This is a genomic window from Brevibacillus sp. IT-7CA2 (assembly GCF_949767855.1).
Lineage (GTDB): Bacteria > Bacillota > Bacilli > Brevibacillales > Brevibacillaceae > Brevibacillus.
Genome location: NZ_CATKQT010000033.1, coordinates 48730 through 64516, shown reverse-complemented (window position 1 = coordinate 64516; position 15787 = coordinate 48730). Strand labels below are relative to the sequence as shown.

Genomic DNA, 15787 nt, shown 5'->3' with positions numbered 1-15787 from the left:
AAGTCCCCCTAATATCCAGACGTATTAGATTTTACCGAGCTGCTTTAAAGTTTCTGCATTTCGGATACCCTTTACAGCCATAGAATTCACCTTTTGCCCCTTTTCTCAAGACCATCTGGTTACCACACTTGTCGCAGATATGTGTTTTCGATTGGAATTGTGCGATCACCTTTTTAGGGTCTGGTTTTGCTGTAGGATTCATCAGGAGAATCATTTCAATAAGCTTCTCCCGATTTATTAACCTTACTTTGTTTGAAGTAGCTAGATTTCTTGCAGCATCTGTGTAATCACGATTACTTACTACCCACGCTTCATGTGCTTTGTAATGAGCAATCGAAGCCTGCGCCTGTTGTACCGCTTCAATCCCCACATTTTTACTGTAGCGCTTTGCTTGTACTGCAATTTTCTTTCCATCTTTTTGAATGATAAGATCTGCCCCATAGTCGCCTGCAGCTCTTGTTACTTCTACTTTATACCCTTGCGAACGAAAAAGCAGTCCAAGGTATTGTTCGAATTGGAGACCATCCATAGTATCAATTTCGCGGATTCCTGATTTCCTTAATCTTTCTTCTCTCTTTGCGCTCTGAGCAATGCAATCCAAAGAGCAGCACCCATTACAGCAGCAAAAGCAATTCCACCGATGATAAATGAATTTGTATAGTAATATGCCCCGCCAAATGCAAATAAAGAAAGCAGTCCGACCAACTGGCTTATCGGGTCATCTCCCTTTTTCCTTCTTCGTGCCAAAAGTACAGTCCCCTTTCAAAAATAGTTCTTTCAGCATATTTAATTCCCTATTTTCTAACAAACGAAACAATTATACACAAATATACAAAATAATAAAAACCCACCCTTCTTTACGAATAGGCGGGTTCTTGGCATACTGTAATCCCTCGGTATTTACTCTACACGCCCAGTTGCTTGCTGCTTGGCGTCGTACAGATAATTGTTAAGCCGTACCTGGCATTCAGCTTTTATATGCGACACGTTATAGAGGCATTCTTCTTGTCGGCCACGGATAGTTACAACTACAGCGTATAGAAAACCATCGGTTGTCTTCTGGACATGAATTTTCCCACCCATCCTCCCAAACTGGCTCCGGTATTCGTGGTGTTTTCGCTCAGCCCACATCGATACGGTATCGAGCATGGGGCGGTATGACATTTTGAGATGATCCTGATTAAGGCATTCTGCGTCAAGCGCTATCGCCTTAAAAAGCATGCCATAAAGAATTGTTTCGTGTAGTATCTCTCGCCATTTGTCAGGTTGTATCATCGTCTAATACACCCGCTCAACCTGCAATAATTTTTCGACTGGCACCCACCATATACCATCGACCCGCACAAGCTTAATCTTGTTCTCATCCCGGTCGATGTCTTTTACTACTCCCCATTCCCGACGTATACACTCTTCATGCCAGCTGACGTTGATCGCATAGTCTTTACGTACCGAGTCGTAAATGATGACGTTCATTTCAGCCAAGACGTCTGAATCAACTGGAGGTAACGGGGTTATGACTTGCTCATAGTGATGTTCATACAATAAGGTCATTTGAAGTCTCCTCCACCAGCCCAGCCTCTACCAAATCGCGGAGAATATCAGGAGCACATCCTGGGATACCACCTGTGTGGATTTTGCTTATAGCTTTGAGATGCTTTGAGGTTAAAACCGGAATCGCTTGGAGTTGGCCATCAATAACAGCATTGATTCTTTCCATTGGAATCACCCTTAACAAGAACGTTTGTTCGCATTATATACGAACAGGAGAAATCGTGTAAATAAAAAAAGCCCTAATAGGGCTTCAATATCATCGAGAAATAAGTTTACCTTGAGTACGAGCAGCATCAATTACATTTCGATTTGCCGTAAATATTTGTATATTTGGAACTGATGTATAATCGCCGTCATCAGTGATTACTTTTATAATTCCCGTCTTATTAATCGAATCCAAAATAAATAAATCATAGCCATCCAATAATTGCGATGCCATATTAGCCATCACATGGTCTGTAGATGTCTCATCAATTATTAATCCTTCAATTGACCTAGCCAAACCTTTCACTTGTTTCCAAGCAACTTCAATTTGCGAAACAACGCCTTTTCTTTCTTGAGGTAGATTATGCCTATACTCTTTGGGTTTAAGTGGGACGTTAGATTTATTATATATTTCCTTTTCATTTCGTTCTATGATATGAGCAAGCTCAGCTAATGATAAACCGCATCGATATAGTTTGGATTGATAATTAAGCGCATTACTTATGTATGTAGGGTAATGGGTTACTTGATAATGACAAGGCGGATTATCTCCTAAACTCGCCCTGCTATATGTCATCCAAAACCAAACATTAGTATCAACTAAGAACTCATCAATTGGTTTGGGTGTGTCAGTTCGTATATCTACTATCTCAGCTTGGATATTATATGATACTGGCACTAAAATTCATCCCCTTGTTCCCGAATGACTTCATCAATGACTTTTTTATGTTTCTCGTCTTTAAAATACTGTTGTGAATTAGAAATTGAAATTTTTAGTACTTCTAACCCAGTCGGGTTCAAATTTTCGAATTTCAAGTAAGTATTTAAATCTGCACTCGAAAAATCTTTTAATAATTTCCCAATTGCAACATTGAAAAACGGCGATGCATAAATACTAATACCTTCAAAGTTAAGCTCTACATAAGTTTGTTTACTTAATGCGGGCATTATTAATTCATAAACTTTTTGTCCTTGATCCATAGTGATACAATTATTTCCTGTAATCTCTTTCACAAATATCCTCATTGGGAAAACTCCTTTAAAAAAGTGGTTGATTCTCTTTTTCTGATGCAAAGCAATAGTATGCCTCATCCCTAATAATAGTGATGTTAATAATTGTGCCTCCAAAGAAAAAATTAGTTTCACTAAATTCTTCATGATCCTTAGTGATTTTAACATAACCATCATTACTGTAAATTTCTAACTTACCATTATTCGCTTTAATAAATTCTTTTAATATTCCAAGACCAATCCCACGCCCGTGTTCATTACTTGGCTTCGTCGTATTTCCCGTTTTAAATGCCCATTCAAGAGCCTTCTTCGAAGACATCTCTGGTTTATTTAAATAGTTTTTCACTTCATTTGGTATTCCTATTCCAAAATCGACTATCGAGAGACATAACTCATTTAATTTTGGATAGTACTGACCACAACTAAATGCACCAATCGGAGACAGTCCATGATCAAATACATTTCTGTAAATTTCATAAACTTTACTTGAAATCGCATCACGTAGCATAGTACTAATGTTTAGCCACCCCTGGTATAGCCATTCATTTTTAAGATATTCGATATAAGAATTGGACTCATCTCTAACATCTTCTCTGTAGGGTATCGAATTCCCTGTAGAACTCCAATCATTAACACCAAAGTGTTTCACAAACCCGTTTTTCCGCAAATTTGATGCTACGCCATATCTAAGAGTAGCCCAGTCAAAAACAACCTCAACGGAATTACATGAAGCTAGTCTCTTAAGTCCCCCTAACATTGCGACAGCATTATGCCTTAAAAATGTACAGTTTGAAAAATCTATTTTTATGTCTTCTTTGCTTTCATTTATTAAATACCATAAAGCGAAGAGATAAAAAAAATCCATCTGATTATCATTAATAGCTGGAATACGAATGGTTCTCACGCTTTAATTGCCCCCATACTTCTATTTTTATATGGATAATTCTATCATTTCACTCTCAAAATTACCAATTTCCATGGATGGCATTATGACACGCGCAGATAATTCCATATAAAAATAGCTCCGTATTCTATTCAATAGTTATTTGATTGAGACTCTGTTTGTTCTTATATATTACCAGATTTTCAAGTCACTCATTGCAAACTCTGGAAGTGTAAACTTCTGTAAGCAAGTGTAATGTTACACACTCTCACCTTCCCCTTCACACAAGAAAACCCCTCCCCGGATTGCTCCGAAGGAGGGCTTCACTCGTTTAAAATAAGCCTTCTACAGCTTTCAATATCTGTTGTTGTGCTTCCTCATTAATACCAATATAAGTGCCAGCAATAGCCAGCCCACCCGTAATAATAAGCAACACAGATTTCCTATGCTTGCTCAGAAAGTAAAGTCTTTCATTATTCTACACTCCTCTTCTCATTCCCACCGTATTTGTACTTCCATCCCATTCAACATGTAAGGCAAGCACAGCTGCCAGCTCACGAGCCGGAGCGTAAGCTGAACCCGACACAACCATTTCAGTAAGGTCTTTACCATTAACACGAACGTCCTTTGTTTGTTCGATCCATTCCACTTTGCCGCCTGCTGCATTTGCAACCGCTCGAACTGGTAGCATAGACACACCATCCTTTAGGAAACCAGTCACTGATAACAGCGAACCATTCAGGCTGATAGCAACAGGCGCTTGCTGTGGCTTGTCTGCTTTGTCCACAGGCTTCTGTAAATACTGTGAATAATCCAACCGAAATTTCCCCATTGGGAATGCAGGGCAGTTTTTCCATGCATAGCCGGGGTACTCCTGGTGACCAAGCACCTGCTTCATGGATGGAATCTGTACCTGTAGATGCTGAATCAGGCGATTTGCGGCTTCAAGTTGCGCAGTCGTCGGTTTCTGTGTCCGGAAGTCCCCAACAAGGCAAATGCCTAGCGCATGACGGTTGCTGTTGCCAACATGGTAAGAGATTGCCTCTGGATCGTTGCACCAGTAGATCACTCCGTCCTTTTGGATCACAAAATGATAGGCAATGCCCGGCCAACCATTTGTGCCAACATGGTAGCGAGCGAATGCCTCTGGCGACCCGCTTACTGTAGCTGAATGGTGAATGGCAGCCGATCGTATATCTGATAGTTTGCGTCGTCCATACCTTAATGTTTTGTGTCGTGGTAAAGAGGCGCGAACATCTGTCACACGCGCGCCGGGAATCGTCATATTCATTGTTATTTTGTCTCCTTTCGTGCAGCACGCTCAGTCTTGGCTTTGATCTCCGAACCGACCAAGTTTACGACCGACTTCGGTACAGGCCAACCTGCTCGGTGTGCATTCGCTGTGAGGCTGTTCCATGTGTGATAGAGTAGACCGAATGTAACTCCATAAAACAGAAAACCGGGTGTGCCCATCACCCGATCCAGCAAATTTGCTACGGCCGGCAGTGCAAAAAGAAACAGCGACCGTGGGATTCGGGAAAGACCATAATCAGACGAGTAGGTATGGTCCTTTTTCGCTGCAGAAATACCGGTGATCCAATCGAGTGAAATCATAAGAAAAAGCACGATTAAAATATCGAGCCGACCCGTTCCATAGAGGTACTGGAATATCGGGGTAAGAAACACTCCCGCGGTTGCTGCCATTCCGTTTGCTGGAGTCACTACATTCTCTAAACTCTGTAAAAACTTCATCAGCTCATCTTCCTCCTCACCCCCTCGGGGCAACAAAAATAGCCCCGCTAGGTACGAGGCTCACTCAAGGTCTTGTTGTAATAAAAAATCACCAACCTAGAATTCCTGGTTAGTGATTTTCGTGAATTCCTCTGGAGAGATTTCTCCATAAGGATTGGACGTAGTCTTTACAGCAAGTCGCAGCTTTTCTGCTGATACCCACTTCATGCTAAACGCCAAAGCCCAGAACGCCATCAGTTACCACCTCCTTTCAATTGGATTAGCTCAAGTTTAACTAGGGCCAGCTGCTCACCCATTGTCTGGATTAACGCATCTTTTTGGATATTGCTAATTTTGAGTGTGGAAAGCTCCTCTCCGATCGTCGTAACTGGATCTGTTTGTTGCTTTTCTCTAATCACTGAGATAGCCTGCTTATTTTGCATATTCATTAATCGAACGCACCTCCGTAGCCGTTCAATCTGACTCGCTCTGTTGCTGTTCCCTTTGCAAGAATGACCCACAGATTGATTGCCCAATTTGCGGCAGTCTTCGTTTTGTTGGTAAAGAGATAGCCCCGATTACCCTTTACCGCACCCGTACATTCTTCCCATGTCGGCACGGCATCTAAATAGTTATTGCAGACTTTCACACTTTCAATTAACGAGCCTTTTGGCAAGTATCGCTCAAGTGTCACTAATACACGTAACGGCATGCCGTCTAATGTGAAGTCTGCTTGAATATCTGGATTGCCATAATCCAACATGAATTCGATATGTGTCTCTTTTCGCGTGAATGTGTAAATTCGTTCGGATGAAATTCCCGCGCTGTCCGTGGCAACGATCTTGATTTGATGCTGTACGTCCAAATCCAATCGAATCCAAGCGTCATGGCTAATTTCAATTGTGTATTGCTGTCCGGCTGCGCCCGCAAACGACTTGATTTGTTTCCCGTTCAGATACTCGCTAAAGGTGAAGGTGTTGCCCTCTGGATCGGTGGCAGAATAGTTAACCATTGGAGGCTGCATGAAAACGCCGAGGTCCTTGTTCTCACCATCAATTACCGGAGGACGATTCCAAATAATCCTGAACTTGCGGATAACCTCTGTGCTTTTTCCTTGTTTGTTGTCCTCAGCCCACACTTTTAACGTGTGATCCGTATTCTCCGCCAAGTCCGCGCCGACTAAATCGGTTGTGCCAGAGTAGACCCGTTTGTTTTTGTAGGTCAGTGTTTTGGCAAAAGGAATGGCTGTAGCTCCGTCTGATACCTTAGAATCTACAGCCAATATGGTTCCATTATTAATTTGCAGGTAAATGGTGACAGGATCATTGGCGTCAGTATCAGATACCGAGCCCTGCACAGCCATTGTGTTGCCTTCCGATAATGTTTGATTAATTGCAGTCTCGGTAAACGGAAACTTTTGAGCGAGTTTTTCGCCTGTGTACTCAGGATCGACACCTATCTTGTTGTAAGTATCCTGACTTACTTGGTATATTCGGAATCCGTCAAAATACGCATATTCTCCTTCGTCCGCTGTAGCAACACCCCATACAGTGAGTGCATTAGCAGCAGCAAGATCTGTAGGAGAAATTTTCACATAAGATGTATTGAATTTGGTACTATCAGTTAGTTTATTACCATCCCTATAGACAGAACCGTCAGCCCTGAATGACACCTTACAAAACGCAGAATCAGCATTACCGTTTTTCACATCTACCAATGCAACGTAGTATTGATTCTTGTCCACAAGACTTAATAAATCTCGACTCCAAAACCCGCCTGTAGCCTTGCTGCCGTATCCAGAAATAGAGTATCTGATACTGTAGTTTCCATATTTCTTATTGTTGGAATCAAGAGTCAAAGAGATATATACTGAACTCTTTGTCCATTTACTTGTGTCCTCACAATTACCATCTGCCCCTAGAAGATTCTCTGGTGGTGAAGTGAGTTTAAGTGATGGTGATGTATTTAATGCCTCAAGTACAGGTCGCCATCCAGCACTCGCTTGATTAGATTTTGAAAAAACATCGAAGTACTGAGCTGAATTGTAACCTCTTATAACACGATTACCACTACCAACAATCGCCTCTTGCCCCCACGAATCAGCATAGAACCAATTCCAGAATTGATTGTGTGCGCCATTGAAGTCATTCGCATCTTGCACTTTATCGAGGTCAGAACTTGTTGGAATTGGCAAGCCACTAAGACCGGCTTCATTCACAATGTATTGATCCCATTCATTAGTTGAAGGAGAACCACCTGCATAATCGTCTGATCCTCGTCTGCTAGAACCACCTGTAAGTAGTCGTAAGATATATTGTTGACCATCAATAGTAACATTCTTTCCAAATACTAAACCTAGATCATTCAATGCATCCCACGTCATGCCCCAAAGTATGACCCTATCTGAGATTAACAATCTTTTACCATTATGGTTAACCTCTCGCCATTGTATTTTGTATGCGTCATGAAAATCTGTATCTCCTATATAGAATGTATAATTCATATGCACAGGTATATTTCCCGGTCCAGGAGCTCCTGGTGGAGTTAGGTTATCCCATGGCCTCGTGGGCCTTAACATTTTATTAGAGCCTAGATAAAGTGTTCCGAGTTTAATTAGGTCTCCTGTTGCCATTGATGCTTGCCTCCCTTCTGCAAGTGGCCGTTATTGCGACCCATTCCTTTTTCTCCCATCTAAACCTCCAACCGACTCTGAGCCTCGTTATAGTAGCCCCGAATCACTCTGATTGAGCTGATAGTGGACAGGTCATCGTTAAAATTGTTGTGTACAAATCCGTCAGGCAAGGTGGATTCGATCGTATTCACTCGGACTTTCAGGTTCGAAACATCCGCTTTCAGCACAGTCAGCTCCGCGTGGGCATCCGCAATGCCTCGCTCCCAACGGTTAATGTCCACTTCTGTTACCGGATCATCGTGTTTCCAGTCCGTTTTCGCTACATAGGACACTTACACCCCTCCTCTCGCTTCGATAACAAAGGTCAGGTTTACAAACTGCGCCCCATTCATTTCGATAGTCCCTGTTTTCTCAGCAACTACAGCTCCCGTCCGAGTCCTCAACTTCACATCCGTGATGACTGGCACGCTTGCGACATGCTGAGCAGATACTTGCAGCGCTATTCCATCCTGGATACCCGCAATCGGATGTGAAGCAATCTCCACAGCCTGTACAGGTACTGAAACTGAGCCGTTTATCAAAATGTCGCCACCCGATACCCTATCTAGCAGGTCATTACGGACGGTTTGCAGATAGCTTGGCAGGATCATTTCACGACCTCCTCATAGCGTCTAATAGGTGTCATACCTACTCGAAACTCATAGACCTTGTGATACTCCTTTATCCCGACAACTAAGACGTCTCGCAGCTCGATTTTTTCGGACACCACAGGTTCAAAAGCGACCCCATTACAATGTACTGGTCTGATCCTCTCAACCGCATGTACCGCGTTCTTTGTATTGAATCGATCCTCAATCTGGTAGACGTATCGAATGACCTTTTTGCCGTAATCCTCGACCATCTGTACTTGCTTGAATGACGATGAACTCAAGCCAATAGCCCGTAGCACGCTTGGGGTAAATCCAAGATATGACCAGTGCTTTTGCTGGATGTTCTTTCGCCGTTCCTCCACGCTCAGCAATTGCTTTCTCCCAAAATAAATCCAATCCCAGATATCCAACCCCCAGGTAGCTGACCATGGGCTAAACTGCTGTAGAATGTCCTCGCGCTGCGTATTGAAAGCATCGACCGCTTCTTCCGATCCTTCGAAATGGTACTCGGCTACGTCATTCTCGTACCATTGCGGCGGCAACATCCGCCGATAGCGTTCTGGAATCATGTTGTCACCGCCATGGTTAGGGTCGATACAGAATCAGCCGGAACCGTTAAATTCAACTCTCCACCGTTCAGTGTGTATGCTGTGAAGTCGATAACACCATCCACAAAAAAGAGCGCCCCGATCTGCTGGTACACGATCTGAGAACGCCCTTTTAGGTAGGTCTTTACTTGTGTGGTGATTTGGTCTTTGATCTTCTCGATTTCTGCGTCTGGTCGCAAGACAAGTTTTACAGCGATAGTCACCGGATAAACGTTTGCTGGCAGTACCTGCAAATCGTGTAAGGCCCTTCGTTTGTCTTCCAGCTTCGTACGTACAACCGTAGCTAAATCCAGACCCGCTGGGTTTCCTGACAGGTCTGTGATATACACGTCGATAGATAGATCATGTCGCGCCTTCTCGATGGCAACAGCTCCGCCTACCCCGTCAACATTTCGCGCCCACCGCTCGTAATCTTGGCGTCTGCCGTCTCCCTCTTCTGTCCGAGCTCGGTCAATGAGTCGTTGTCGGTAGGCGTCGTCTGTCTCCCCCTCATTGCGAGATAAGCCAAAGAATACGCCTGTGGCATCCAGAAATTCTCCGTCGGCCCAGGGGAGAAACCGCTGGAGAAAGCCGTACTCAAATAGCTGCTGCTGGTCGCTGATTTCTTCTGCAATCGGGTAACCGAGGTCATAGTAAATTTCGCCCTCATCTGTCGCTGGCGGCGTCTCCCCTCGATCTTGCGCCACCAATGCCATCCGATTCGCCATCCGCTGATAAATCTGATCTGGAGTTTCCCTGAGTATCGGCATTTCTGGTTTGTCTATCGTTGCCATGTATCCACCTCCGTCCTGGTTGTCCCTCTCGTACCCTCAATTTCAAGCGAAAAAATGACTCGGTTGTCCTCAAACCGAATGTCTACCACTTCCGCACGCTCAACCTCACTGTGAGCCTCTAGCGCCTCTTGTGCTTGCGTCTTAATCGCTGGCAATGAAATGCCTGAGCGCATCCTTCCTGTCTCGTATAGGAAGTCTACTCCGTACCTTTCCGAGTAAATCTCGTACCGGAAACGACGTGTATTCAGGATTTTCTTTGCTGTCTCTTCCAGGTACTCCGCATAGGTAGTCGTTCGCAAATAGCGACCATCTGGCCCTTGCTGAAATTGTTTTGTGGTCCAGTCGAATTTATAAGTCCATGGAATCGGGTTGTCAGCGGATTGAACCAGTTGTGTTTCATCTCCGTTCAGCTCTGGAAACATTACTCCACCACCCCAAGTAGCAGGTACTGAAGGTTAGTGCAGCGCATTAAAGCCACTTTCTTTCCGACATCCTCGGGTCTCCAATTCAACGGGTTCAGCTTCACCAATTCATCTTCTTCCAGTGGTACCGGGTCCTCGTCTAACTTTACGGACAATGGTGATAACGCCAAAAGCTCACCGAATTCTACTTGGGTGTCCTGAATGCCTTCCTGTGCATGACCCCTGAGCTTTGCAATGACCGAATGCATCACTACTACCTCCCTTCCATCTGTAAATCCATTGTGTATTGCCCGCCCTTCCATCTTGCGTTGCAGCTCGTAACAATCCAGTTCGTTATCGTCTTGCTGTCTTTCTCCATGATCTTGATAAGCCAGCCAGCTCGTATTCGGGCAGCGTTATTGTCTTCATGCCTTACGGAGATAGAGCGAGTCTTGGGTATCTTCGACAATGTGGCCAACTGTTTCGCAGCAAGGGCAGCTAGGTTCTTCTCTTCACCCGTATCGATGACTTTTTGCATGCGTCCGATTTGTTTGATTAGGCTCGCATCTTCTTTCGTTGCGCTGCCAGCTACCTTATCATCCTTGTACCGCTCGACCGTGACTACCGTATACACTTCCTCGATGCTCTCCCCTGTTGAGCTGCTTTCCAGCATGCTTGCCTTGAACATAGGGACGACACTGTTTTGACCCTCTGGCAACACAATCAACTTGTCACGCTGATGCTGTACAAAATACCGAAAACCCGTTTTCTCGTAAGCTTGCTCTGTCAGTGACGTGAATAGCGACGTATAGGACTGTGGGCTAAGCCTATCCTTGATTGTAAACCCAAATGCCGGGCAACTGAATTTGATTCCGGTTGCCTTGATGATTCTTTCTAGCTCCTTGCCCGCATCGCCATTCAGTTTCAAGCGAGAAGTCTCGTTCTTTTGCAAGTACCAACTGACCTCATATGCCGTGGCTGACAGGTCGTTTGTCTTTCCATCGCGGTCGAAGCGAACCATCGGGCCGTGAAAAAACTGCTCTGATTCCTTAAGGTCTTGCCCCGCAAAGGCCATAAGAAAACCCGCCGACTGTAACGGCGGGGCATCCTTGATTCTGATGTCACAGTTCTGTGCAATTTGACCGCGAGACGATGACCAGGACAGTTCCTGTATTTGATTGGTAAGGTCATAACGTGTAGATTCTTTCCCGTAAATAACCTTCAAAACTTTCACCCCTTATCTACGGTTGAAATCCTTTTACTTTACTATGGATACGGTCGCGCTGTAATGCCTGCAATGGTGCAATCAAAGATTCATTGTTGCTTTTCTTCTTTGGCTTCTTGCCGCTCGTATTCGGTCTGGCAGTCTGTTGCTTCGCTATCACACTGCTTGGACTCAAGACCTGCGTTTGATTACTCCAGGTCACGAACTCATCTTTCATGAAAAGAGGAAATTCTATTGACCCATGGTAATCTACGTTTTTACCCACAAACCTACCATCGCATGGGCCGATAAGAACATTCCAAGCCAAATCCAGCTCACTAATGGTCAGCAGCACCGCAGCTCCCATTAAGCGATCAATACCCGCAAGCCATTCACGCGGCCCCTGATACCCTTCTACTTCGATGTATGGTGCTTCCGTATCACCTGGAAGGAAGAAGTCGAAAGAAATGGATTTCGGACGTCTTCCTGATATCCGATTGTTCGTGAGCAAACTGATTGTCGTTGTGCTCTCGATGTCATTCCCATAACCGCGAAATTGAATTTCAGCCGGAGTGACGGGGAAGGTCAGCCGATATTTACCTTGTAATCGGATCACCCGCAACACCTCCTCTTGTCTCCAGTGCGTCCATTAGTGATTTCTCAATGATATCTTTTATCTTTTGACCAACAGACGGATCACTGAGCATTTTCAGCATGGTCGGAATGTCTTGAAGCACACCAGCAACTTGAAGAGGAACCGTCACTTGTGGGATTGTTACTGAAACCACCTTCGGCTTATTTGCAGCATTTCCAACTGCTGGTATTACGGGTATCGGTGGACCAACCGGAACTGGAGCAGTAGCTTGTTTCGGGATAACAGATAAAGCCGAAGTAAAATCTGGTGGCGTTGCAGGTGCCGCATTCCACCATTCCAACACCTTGTCATACATAGCCGCGCCCCCGAAAGCTCCTGCGATACTACCGACAATCCCACCTGCCGCAGTTCCCACACCAGGTATTGACGAACCAATTGAAGCGCCTGCTGCCGCACCTGCAGCACTACCAAGTATTTCAGAGCCGATTTGCCCTGCCATTTTAAGTGGATCATCGGCAGTCAACATCTGTCCCAAGCCTATACCTATCCCAGCGATTGGTATTTTGCGTGCTAAACTACCGCTTGAAGTCTTTAATCCTTCCCAACCAATTTTTAAGCCCTTCATGATTGTGTCGCGTGATGGTAGCATGCCGCCTATGCTTTTGAGTGTTTCAGGTACTTTTCGAACCAGATTTGTTCCAGTGGTTTTAGTGACATCCCATGCACCTTTGAGACTATCTAGCACGGCATCACCTTTCGGCAGCATTCCACCCCAATTTTTGAACTTATCTCTCCAGTTTGAAGGTTTTGTCGCTTCTTCCAGCGGATTTTTGAATGCAAAATCCTTTGCTGATTGTGGCGTTTTGTCGCCTTTGCTTCCCCAGTTGAACGGATTAAACCATCCGCCTTTGCCCTTACCTTTTCCTTTCGGCTTACCACCCTTATCGGGTCCATCTGGTAAATCCGGTAAATCAGGGCCAGAATCCTGCCCCCTAGCTAGCTTTCTCTGTACGGCTGCGGCGGTTGCTGCGTCGAGCGCAACTTTCATCTTCCAAAGCGCAATTGTCACCACTCCAACAACTGTACCTAACCCCGCCAATGTGAGCCAAGGCGGAGCTCCTTCAACCATTTCCTTTAGGCTCTGTAATGCATCCGCCGTCCATCTGATTGCTGGCTCCAAGTCCTCAGCTAATGCTAAGCCTAACCCAACCAACTCAGTCGTGAGCAATGCTTTTGCCTGAACAAACCCTTGTAATGAGTCATTGTCCTGATATGTTTTAAATTCTTGATTGAGCTTACCGGAGTAGTCATACTCCCTTGCGTCAGCCATACCAATCCTACCCGCAGACTGTAAAAGTGGCGCAAATGCCTTCGCGATGTCTTCCCCTGGACCAGCTCCCAATTCGTTAAATAGTTCCTGCCTGACCTTTTTATCTTGAATGCCGCCAAACGTCTGCATCAGTGCTGCTATTGCGAATTGATTATCTGCTGCGTTAGACGAGTGGATCGCTTCTGCAATAATTTTCGATTCTTTCTCAGCTCGTTTTTGAGCTTCATCAGAATCAATGTCCTGCGCCTCATACGCTGTTTTTAAAACATTGACCATATCCCCCTGATTGTCGAGCTTGATGGTTGCTTCTTTCAATGCATCAAAGCCTTTATCAATCGACCACAGATTATTCATTTCCTTGGTCAAAGCAGCAAGCTTTTCAGGCGTGTCCAGGAACTTCGTCACCTGCGTGCTGTATTCAACGATTGAGTCAAGTGCCTCTCCCCGAATGTCGGTCGTAGTGCTGGCTATCTCGGCGAGAGTATCACCAAAACGACCTACATCAGTGATATCCGGGTAGGCCTGCTGCATGGTAAACATGGCTTTTTGATATTCTTCTACACCACCTAAATCAGGTCGGATGGCATTAAGTTGAATAGCTTGTTTGGTGATGTCTGCACCATTTTTCGGATCGAATCTGGTTGACATCGTCATTAAATCCTTGATTTGCGTCCGATCAACGTTTGGATTCATTATTGCGAGATTCTGCGCTTCTTTTTGGAACTGATGCAATTCGTCGGCAGTAGCACCCAACAAAGCTCTTCGTGCATTAGCCTGACTTTCTGAGGTGAGCTGATCTATGAAGCCAGCTCCTCCGTATGTAGCTAACCCAGCTAAAAGACCACCTGCAAGTATTTCGTTTGCGCCCGGACCTGCCGCTGCTTCAATTTGCACCGTTGCTTTTGAGCCATCCAAAGCCTTTACTTCTTGCTTAACAGCAGCTACCTCTCGCCGAGCCTGATCGTCTACATTGATTTTTGGATTAGCTCTTGTTGAACCCAACTCCTCGAGTTGACGTTTTAGGTGCTGTGCCTCCTGTTGCATTTGAGCAAATTCCCGCTTAAAATCTCGTTCGCTCTGATCTGCTGCCCGCTTGATACTTCTTTGCATTTCCTTGACCATTTCTTGAGTCGCTTCATCAAGCTGGCGCATTTCTTTCTGAGCATTTCGAGATGATTTAATTAGCTTTTGAAGTTCTGGACTCAATTGATTTTTCGCTTGGATATACGCGGTAAGCCCTACAACTGCACCCATGGTATCACCTCCAATAAAAAAAGCACCCTGATAAGAGTGCTTTTTCACTTTTATTTAATTACTTCTGAATCGATAAACTCCCAGTTCTTGTTCCATTCTTTATTCCAAATCCTATTCATCTTGCCTTTGAATTTCACTTTGTTCCCAGCCTCTATATAAGCCTTTGTATCTTCATCCTTCAGTTTTATTACTACTATGTCAGACAGACTTACGATTTTCCCCTTAGAATCTAACCAATGCTTCGGCTTCTTCGCTTGGGGCCCACACCACAAAATTAAACCTTCTGGTACAGTATCACGGTCAAGAACAGTACCTTCCCATTCGAATTCTCGTGTATATAAGTATGTCTGATAAATTGAGGTTCTGGTTGGTTGGTCAAACTTAAGAAATTGATTCGTGAAGTCTTGATAGGATTTATAAGTATTCAATTGAGTTACAAATTTCTCAACTTGAGGACTTAAATATTTTATGGCTAGGTCAGGTATTGCTTTCTCTTCCGATAACACTCTTACATAATTGTCAGCGTTTGCCTCGTCTTTAATAGACAAAAGCACTCTCCCTTTAGTTAACATCGAGAATGTATCGCTCTCATATTTTTTTGCATTTTCTTCGTTATCAAACAAAAGCACATTTACTCCATTGGATGACATGCTAGCAGTTAACCCATTATACATATTCTTATCTTTAGTAGTGGTGTCTCTCATGTTGTACATTGGAAGACGCGATTCTTCGAACCATGTAAAAGCTTTTTTTGCAAAATCCAAATCATCTTGAGGAGTATGTTTTGCTTCATTTTCTTTTGCAGTTTGCTCAGTTGTACCCTGTATTTTCTCCGTTGGCGCACTTGCTGTTTCATCGATCGTATTGTTTGAACACGCAGTAAGTAAGAAGAACGAGAATAAGATTAATGTCCGTTTCATACCTTCACCTCGTCCACAATTCTACCTCAGGCTATAAGAA

At 44.3% G+C, this 15787-nt stretch carries 23 protein-coding genes; all 23 read right to left on the bottom strand.

Annotated elements, in window-relative coordinates:
• Window positions 1–31: 31 nt before the first annotated feature.
• The 23 genes from ACM6JA_RS16870 to ACM6JA_RS16760 all read right to left on the bottom strand — a co-directional run bounded on the left by ACM6JA_RS16870 (window position 32) and on the right by ACM6JA_RS16760 (window position 15747).
• Window positions 32–601 (bottom strand): restriction endonuclease, encoded by a 570-nt coding sequence (locus ACM6JA_RS16870; protein WP_414853245.1) that lies wholly within the window; start codon window positions 599–601, stop codon window positions 32–34.
• Window positions 559–747, bottom strand: a complete 189-nt coding sequence (locus ACM6JA_RS16865) for a hypothetical protein (RefSeq protein WP_414853244.1) — start codon at window positions 745–747, stop codon at window positions 559–561. The genes ACM6JA_RS16870 and ACM6JA_RS16865 overlap by 43 nt, the downstream gene beginning before the upstream one ends.
• 153 nt (window positions 748–900) lie before the next feature.
• Complete coding sequence (locus tag ACM6JA_RS16860; RefSeq protein WP_414853243.1) at window positions 901–1164, bottom strand: hypothetical protein; 264 nt, start codon at window positions 1162–1164, stop codon at window positions 901–903.
• 114 nt (window positions 1165–1278) lie between these two features.
• On the bottom strand, window positions 1279–1551 hold the full coding sequence (locus ACM6JA_RS16855; RefSeq protein ID WP_414853242.1) for a hypothetical protein: 273 nt from the start codon (window positions 1549–1551) through the stop codon (window positions 1279–1281).
• Window positions 1535–1717 (bottom strand): hypothetical protein, encoded by a 183-nt coding sequence (locus ACM6JA_RS16850; protein WP_414853241.1) that lies wholly within the window; start codon window positions 1715–1717, stop codon window positions 1535–1537. Before ACM6JA_RS16850 ends, ACM6JA_RS16855 begins: the two co-directional genes overlap by 17 nt.
• A 90-nt stretch (window positions 1718–1807) precedes the next feature.
• Window positions 1808–2434 (bottom strand): hypothetical protein, encoded by a 627-nt coding sequence (locus tag ACM6JA_RS16845; protein ID WP_414853240.1) that lies wholly within the window; start codon window positions 2432–2434, stop codon window positions 1808–1810.
• A complete protein-coding gene (locus tag ACM6JA_RS16840) occupies window positions 2434–2769 on the bottom strand; it encodes an STAS-like domain-containing protein (protein WP_414853239.1) in 336 nt (111 codons plus the stop codon). Before ACM6JA_RS16840 ends, ACM6JA_RS16845 begins: the two co-directional genes overlap by 1 nt.
• A gap of 25 nt (window positions 2770–2794) precedes the next feature.
• Window positions 2795–3670, bottom strand: coding sequence for an ATP-binding protein (locus ACM6JA_RS16835; RefSeq protein ID WP_414853238.1), 876 nt, complete (start codon window positions 3668–3670; stop codon window positions 2795–2797).
• 457 nt (window positions 3671–4127) lie between these two features.
• Window positions 4128–4940 (bottom strand): N-acetylmuramoyl-L-alanine amidase, encoded by an 813-nt coding sequence (locus ACM6JA_RS16830; protein ID WP_414853237.1) that lies wholly within the window; start codon window positions 4938–4940, stop codon window positions 4128–4130.
• 2 nt (window positions 4941–4942) lie between these two features.
• Complete coding sequence (locus ACM6JA_RS16825; RefSeq protein WP_414853236.1) at window positions 4943–5401, bottom strand: holin family protein; 459 nt, start codon at window positions 5399–5401, stop codon at window positions 4943–4945.
• A 96-nt stretch (window positions 5402–5497) separates the two neighbouring features.
• On the bottom strand, window positions 5498–5635 hold the full coding sequence (locus ACM6JA_RS16820; protein ID WP_414853235.1) for an XkdX family protein: 138 nt from the start codon (window positions 5633–5635) through the stop codon (window positions 5498–5500).
• Entirely contained in the window at window positions 5635–5829 is a 195-nt protein-coding gene (locus ACM6JA_RS16815; protein ID WP_414853234.1) for a hypothetical protein, read from the bottom strand. The genes ACM6JA_RS16820 and ACM6JA_RS16815 overlap by 1 nt, the downstream gene beginning before the upstream one ends.
• Entirely contained in the window at window positions 5829–8012 is a 2184-nt protein-coding gene (locus ACM6JA_RS16810) for a hypothetical protein (protein ID WP_414853233.1), read from the bottom strand. The genes ACM6JA_RS16815 and ACM6JA_RS16810 overlap by 1 nt, the downstream gene beginning before the upstream one ends.
• A 59-nt stretch (window positions 8013–8071) precedes the next feature.
• Window positions 8072–8344 carry a hypothetical protein gene (locus tag ACM6JA_RS16805; RefSeq protein WP_414853232.1) on the bottom strand — a complete coding sequence of 91 codons (273 nt, stop codon included), beginning with the start codon at window positions 8342–8344 and terminating at the stop codon, window positions 8072–8074.
• Window positions 8345–8662, bottom strand: a complete 318-nt coding sequence (locus tag ACM6JA_RS16800; RefSeq protein WP_414853231.1) for a hypothetical protein — start codon at window positions 8660–8662, stop codon at window positions 8345–8347. It lies immediately after the preceding gene.
• On the bottom strand, window positions 8659–9231 hold the full coding sequence (locus ACM6JA_RS16795) for a hypothetical protein (RefSeq protein ID WP_414853230.1): 573 nt from the start codon (window positions 9229–9231) through the stop codon (window positions 8659–8661). The genes ACM6JA_RS16800 and ACM6JA_RS16795 overlap by 4 nt, the downstream gene beginning before the upstream one ends.
• Window positions 9228–10043 carry a baseplate J/gp47 family protein gene (locus ACM6JA_RS16790; RefSeq protein ID WP_414853229.1) on the bottom strand — a complete coding sequence of 272 codons (816 nt, stop codon included), beginning with the start codon at window positions 10041–10043 and terminating at the stop codon, window positions 9228–9230. Before ACM6JA_RS16790 ends, ACM6JA_RS16795 begins: the two co-directional genes overlap by 4 nt.
• Window positions 10031–10465 carry a DUF2634 domain-containing protein gene (locus ACM6JA_RS16785; RefSeq protein WP_414853228.1) on the bottom strand — a complete coding sequence of 145 codons (435 nt, stop codon included), beginning with the start codon at window positions 10463–10465 and terminating at the stop codon, window positions 10031–10033. The genes ACM6JA_RS16790 and ACM6JA_RS16785 overlap by 13 nt, the downstream gene beginning before the upstream one ends.
• Window positions 10465–10713, bottom strand: a complete 249-nt coding sequence (locus ACM6JA_RS16780; RefSeq protein WP_414853227.1) for a hypothetical protein — start codon at window positions 10711–10713, stop codon at window positions 10465–10467. Before ACM6JA_RS16780 ends, ACM6JA_RS16785 begins: the two co-directional genes overlap by 1 nt.
• 5 nt (window positions 10714–10718) lie before the next feature.
• Window positions 10719–11669 (bottom strand): hypothetical protein, encoded by a 951-nt coding sequence (locus tag ACM6JA_RS16775; protein WP_414853226.1) that lies wholly within the window; start codon window positions 11667–11669, stop codon window positions 10719–10721.
• Window positions 11670–11685: 16 nt separating this feature from the next.
• A complete protein-coding gene (locus ACM6JA_RS16770) occupies window positions 11686–12264 on the bottom strand; it encodes a hypothetical protein (protein ID WP_414853225.1) in 579 nt (192 codons plus the stop codon).
• A complete protein-coding gene (locus ACM6JA_RS16765; protein WP_414853224.1) occupies window positions 12245–14827 on the bottom strand; it encodes a hypothetical protein in 2583 nt (860 codons plus the stop codon). Before ACM6JA_RS16765 ends, ACM6JA_RS16770 begins: the two co-directional genes overlap by 20 nt.
• Before the next feature lie 50 nt (window positions 14828–14877).
• Window positions 14878–15747 (bottom strand): hypothetical protein, encoded by an 870-nt coding sequence (locus tag ACM6JA_RS16760; protein WP_414853223.1) that lies wholly within the window; start codon window positions 15745–15747, stop codon window positions 14878–14880.
• Between the last annotated feature and the right edge of the window lie 40 nt (window positions 15748–15787).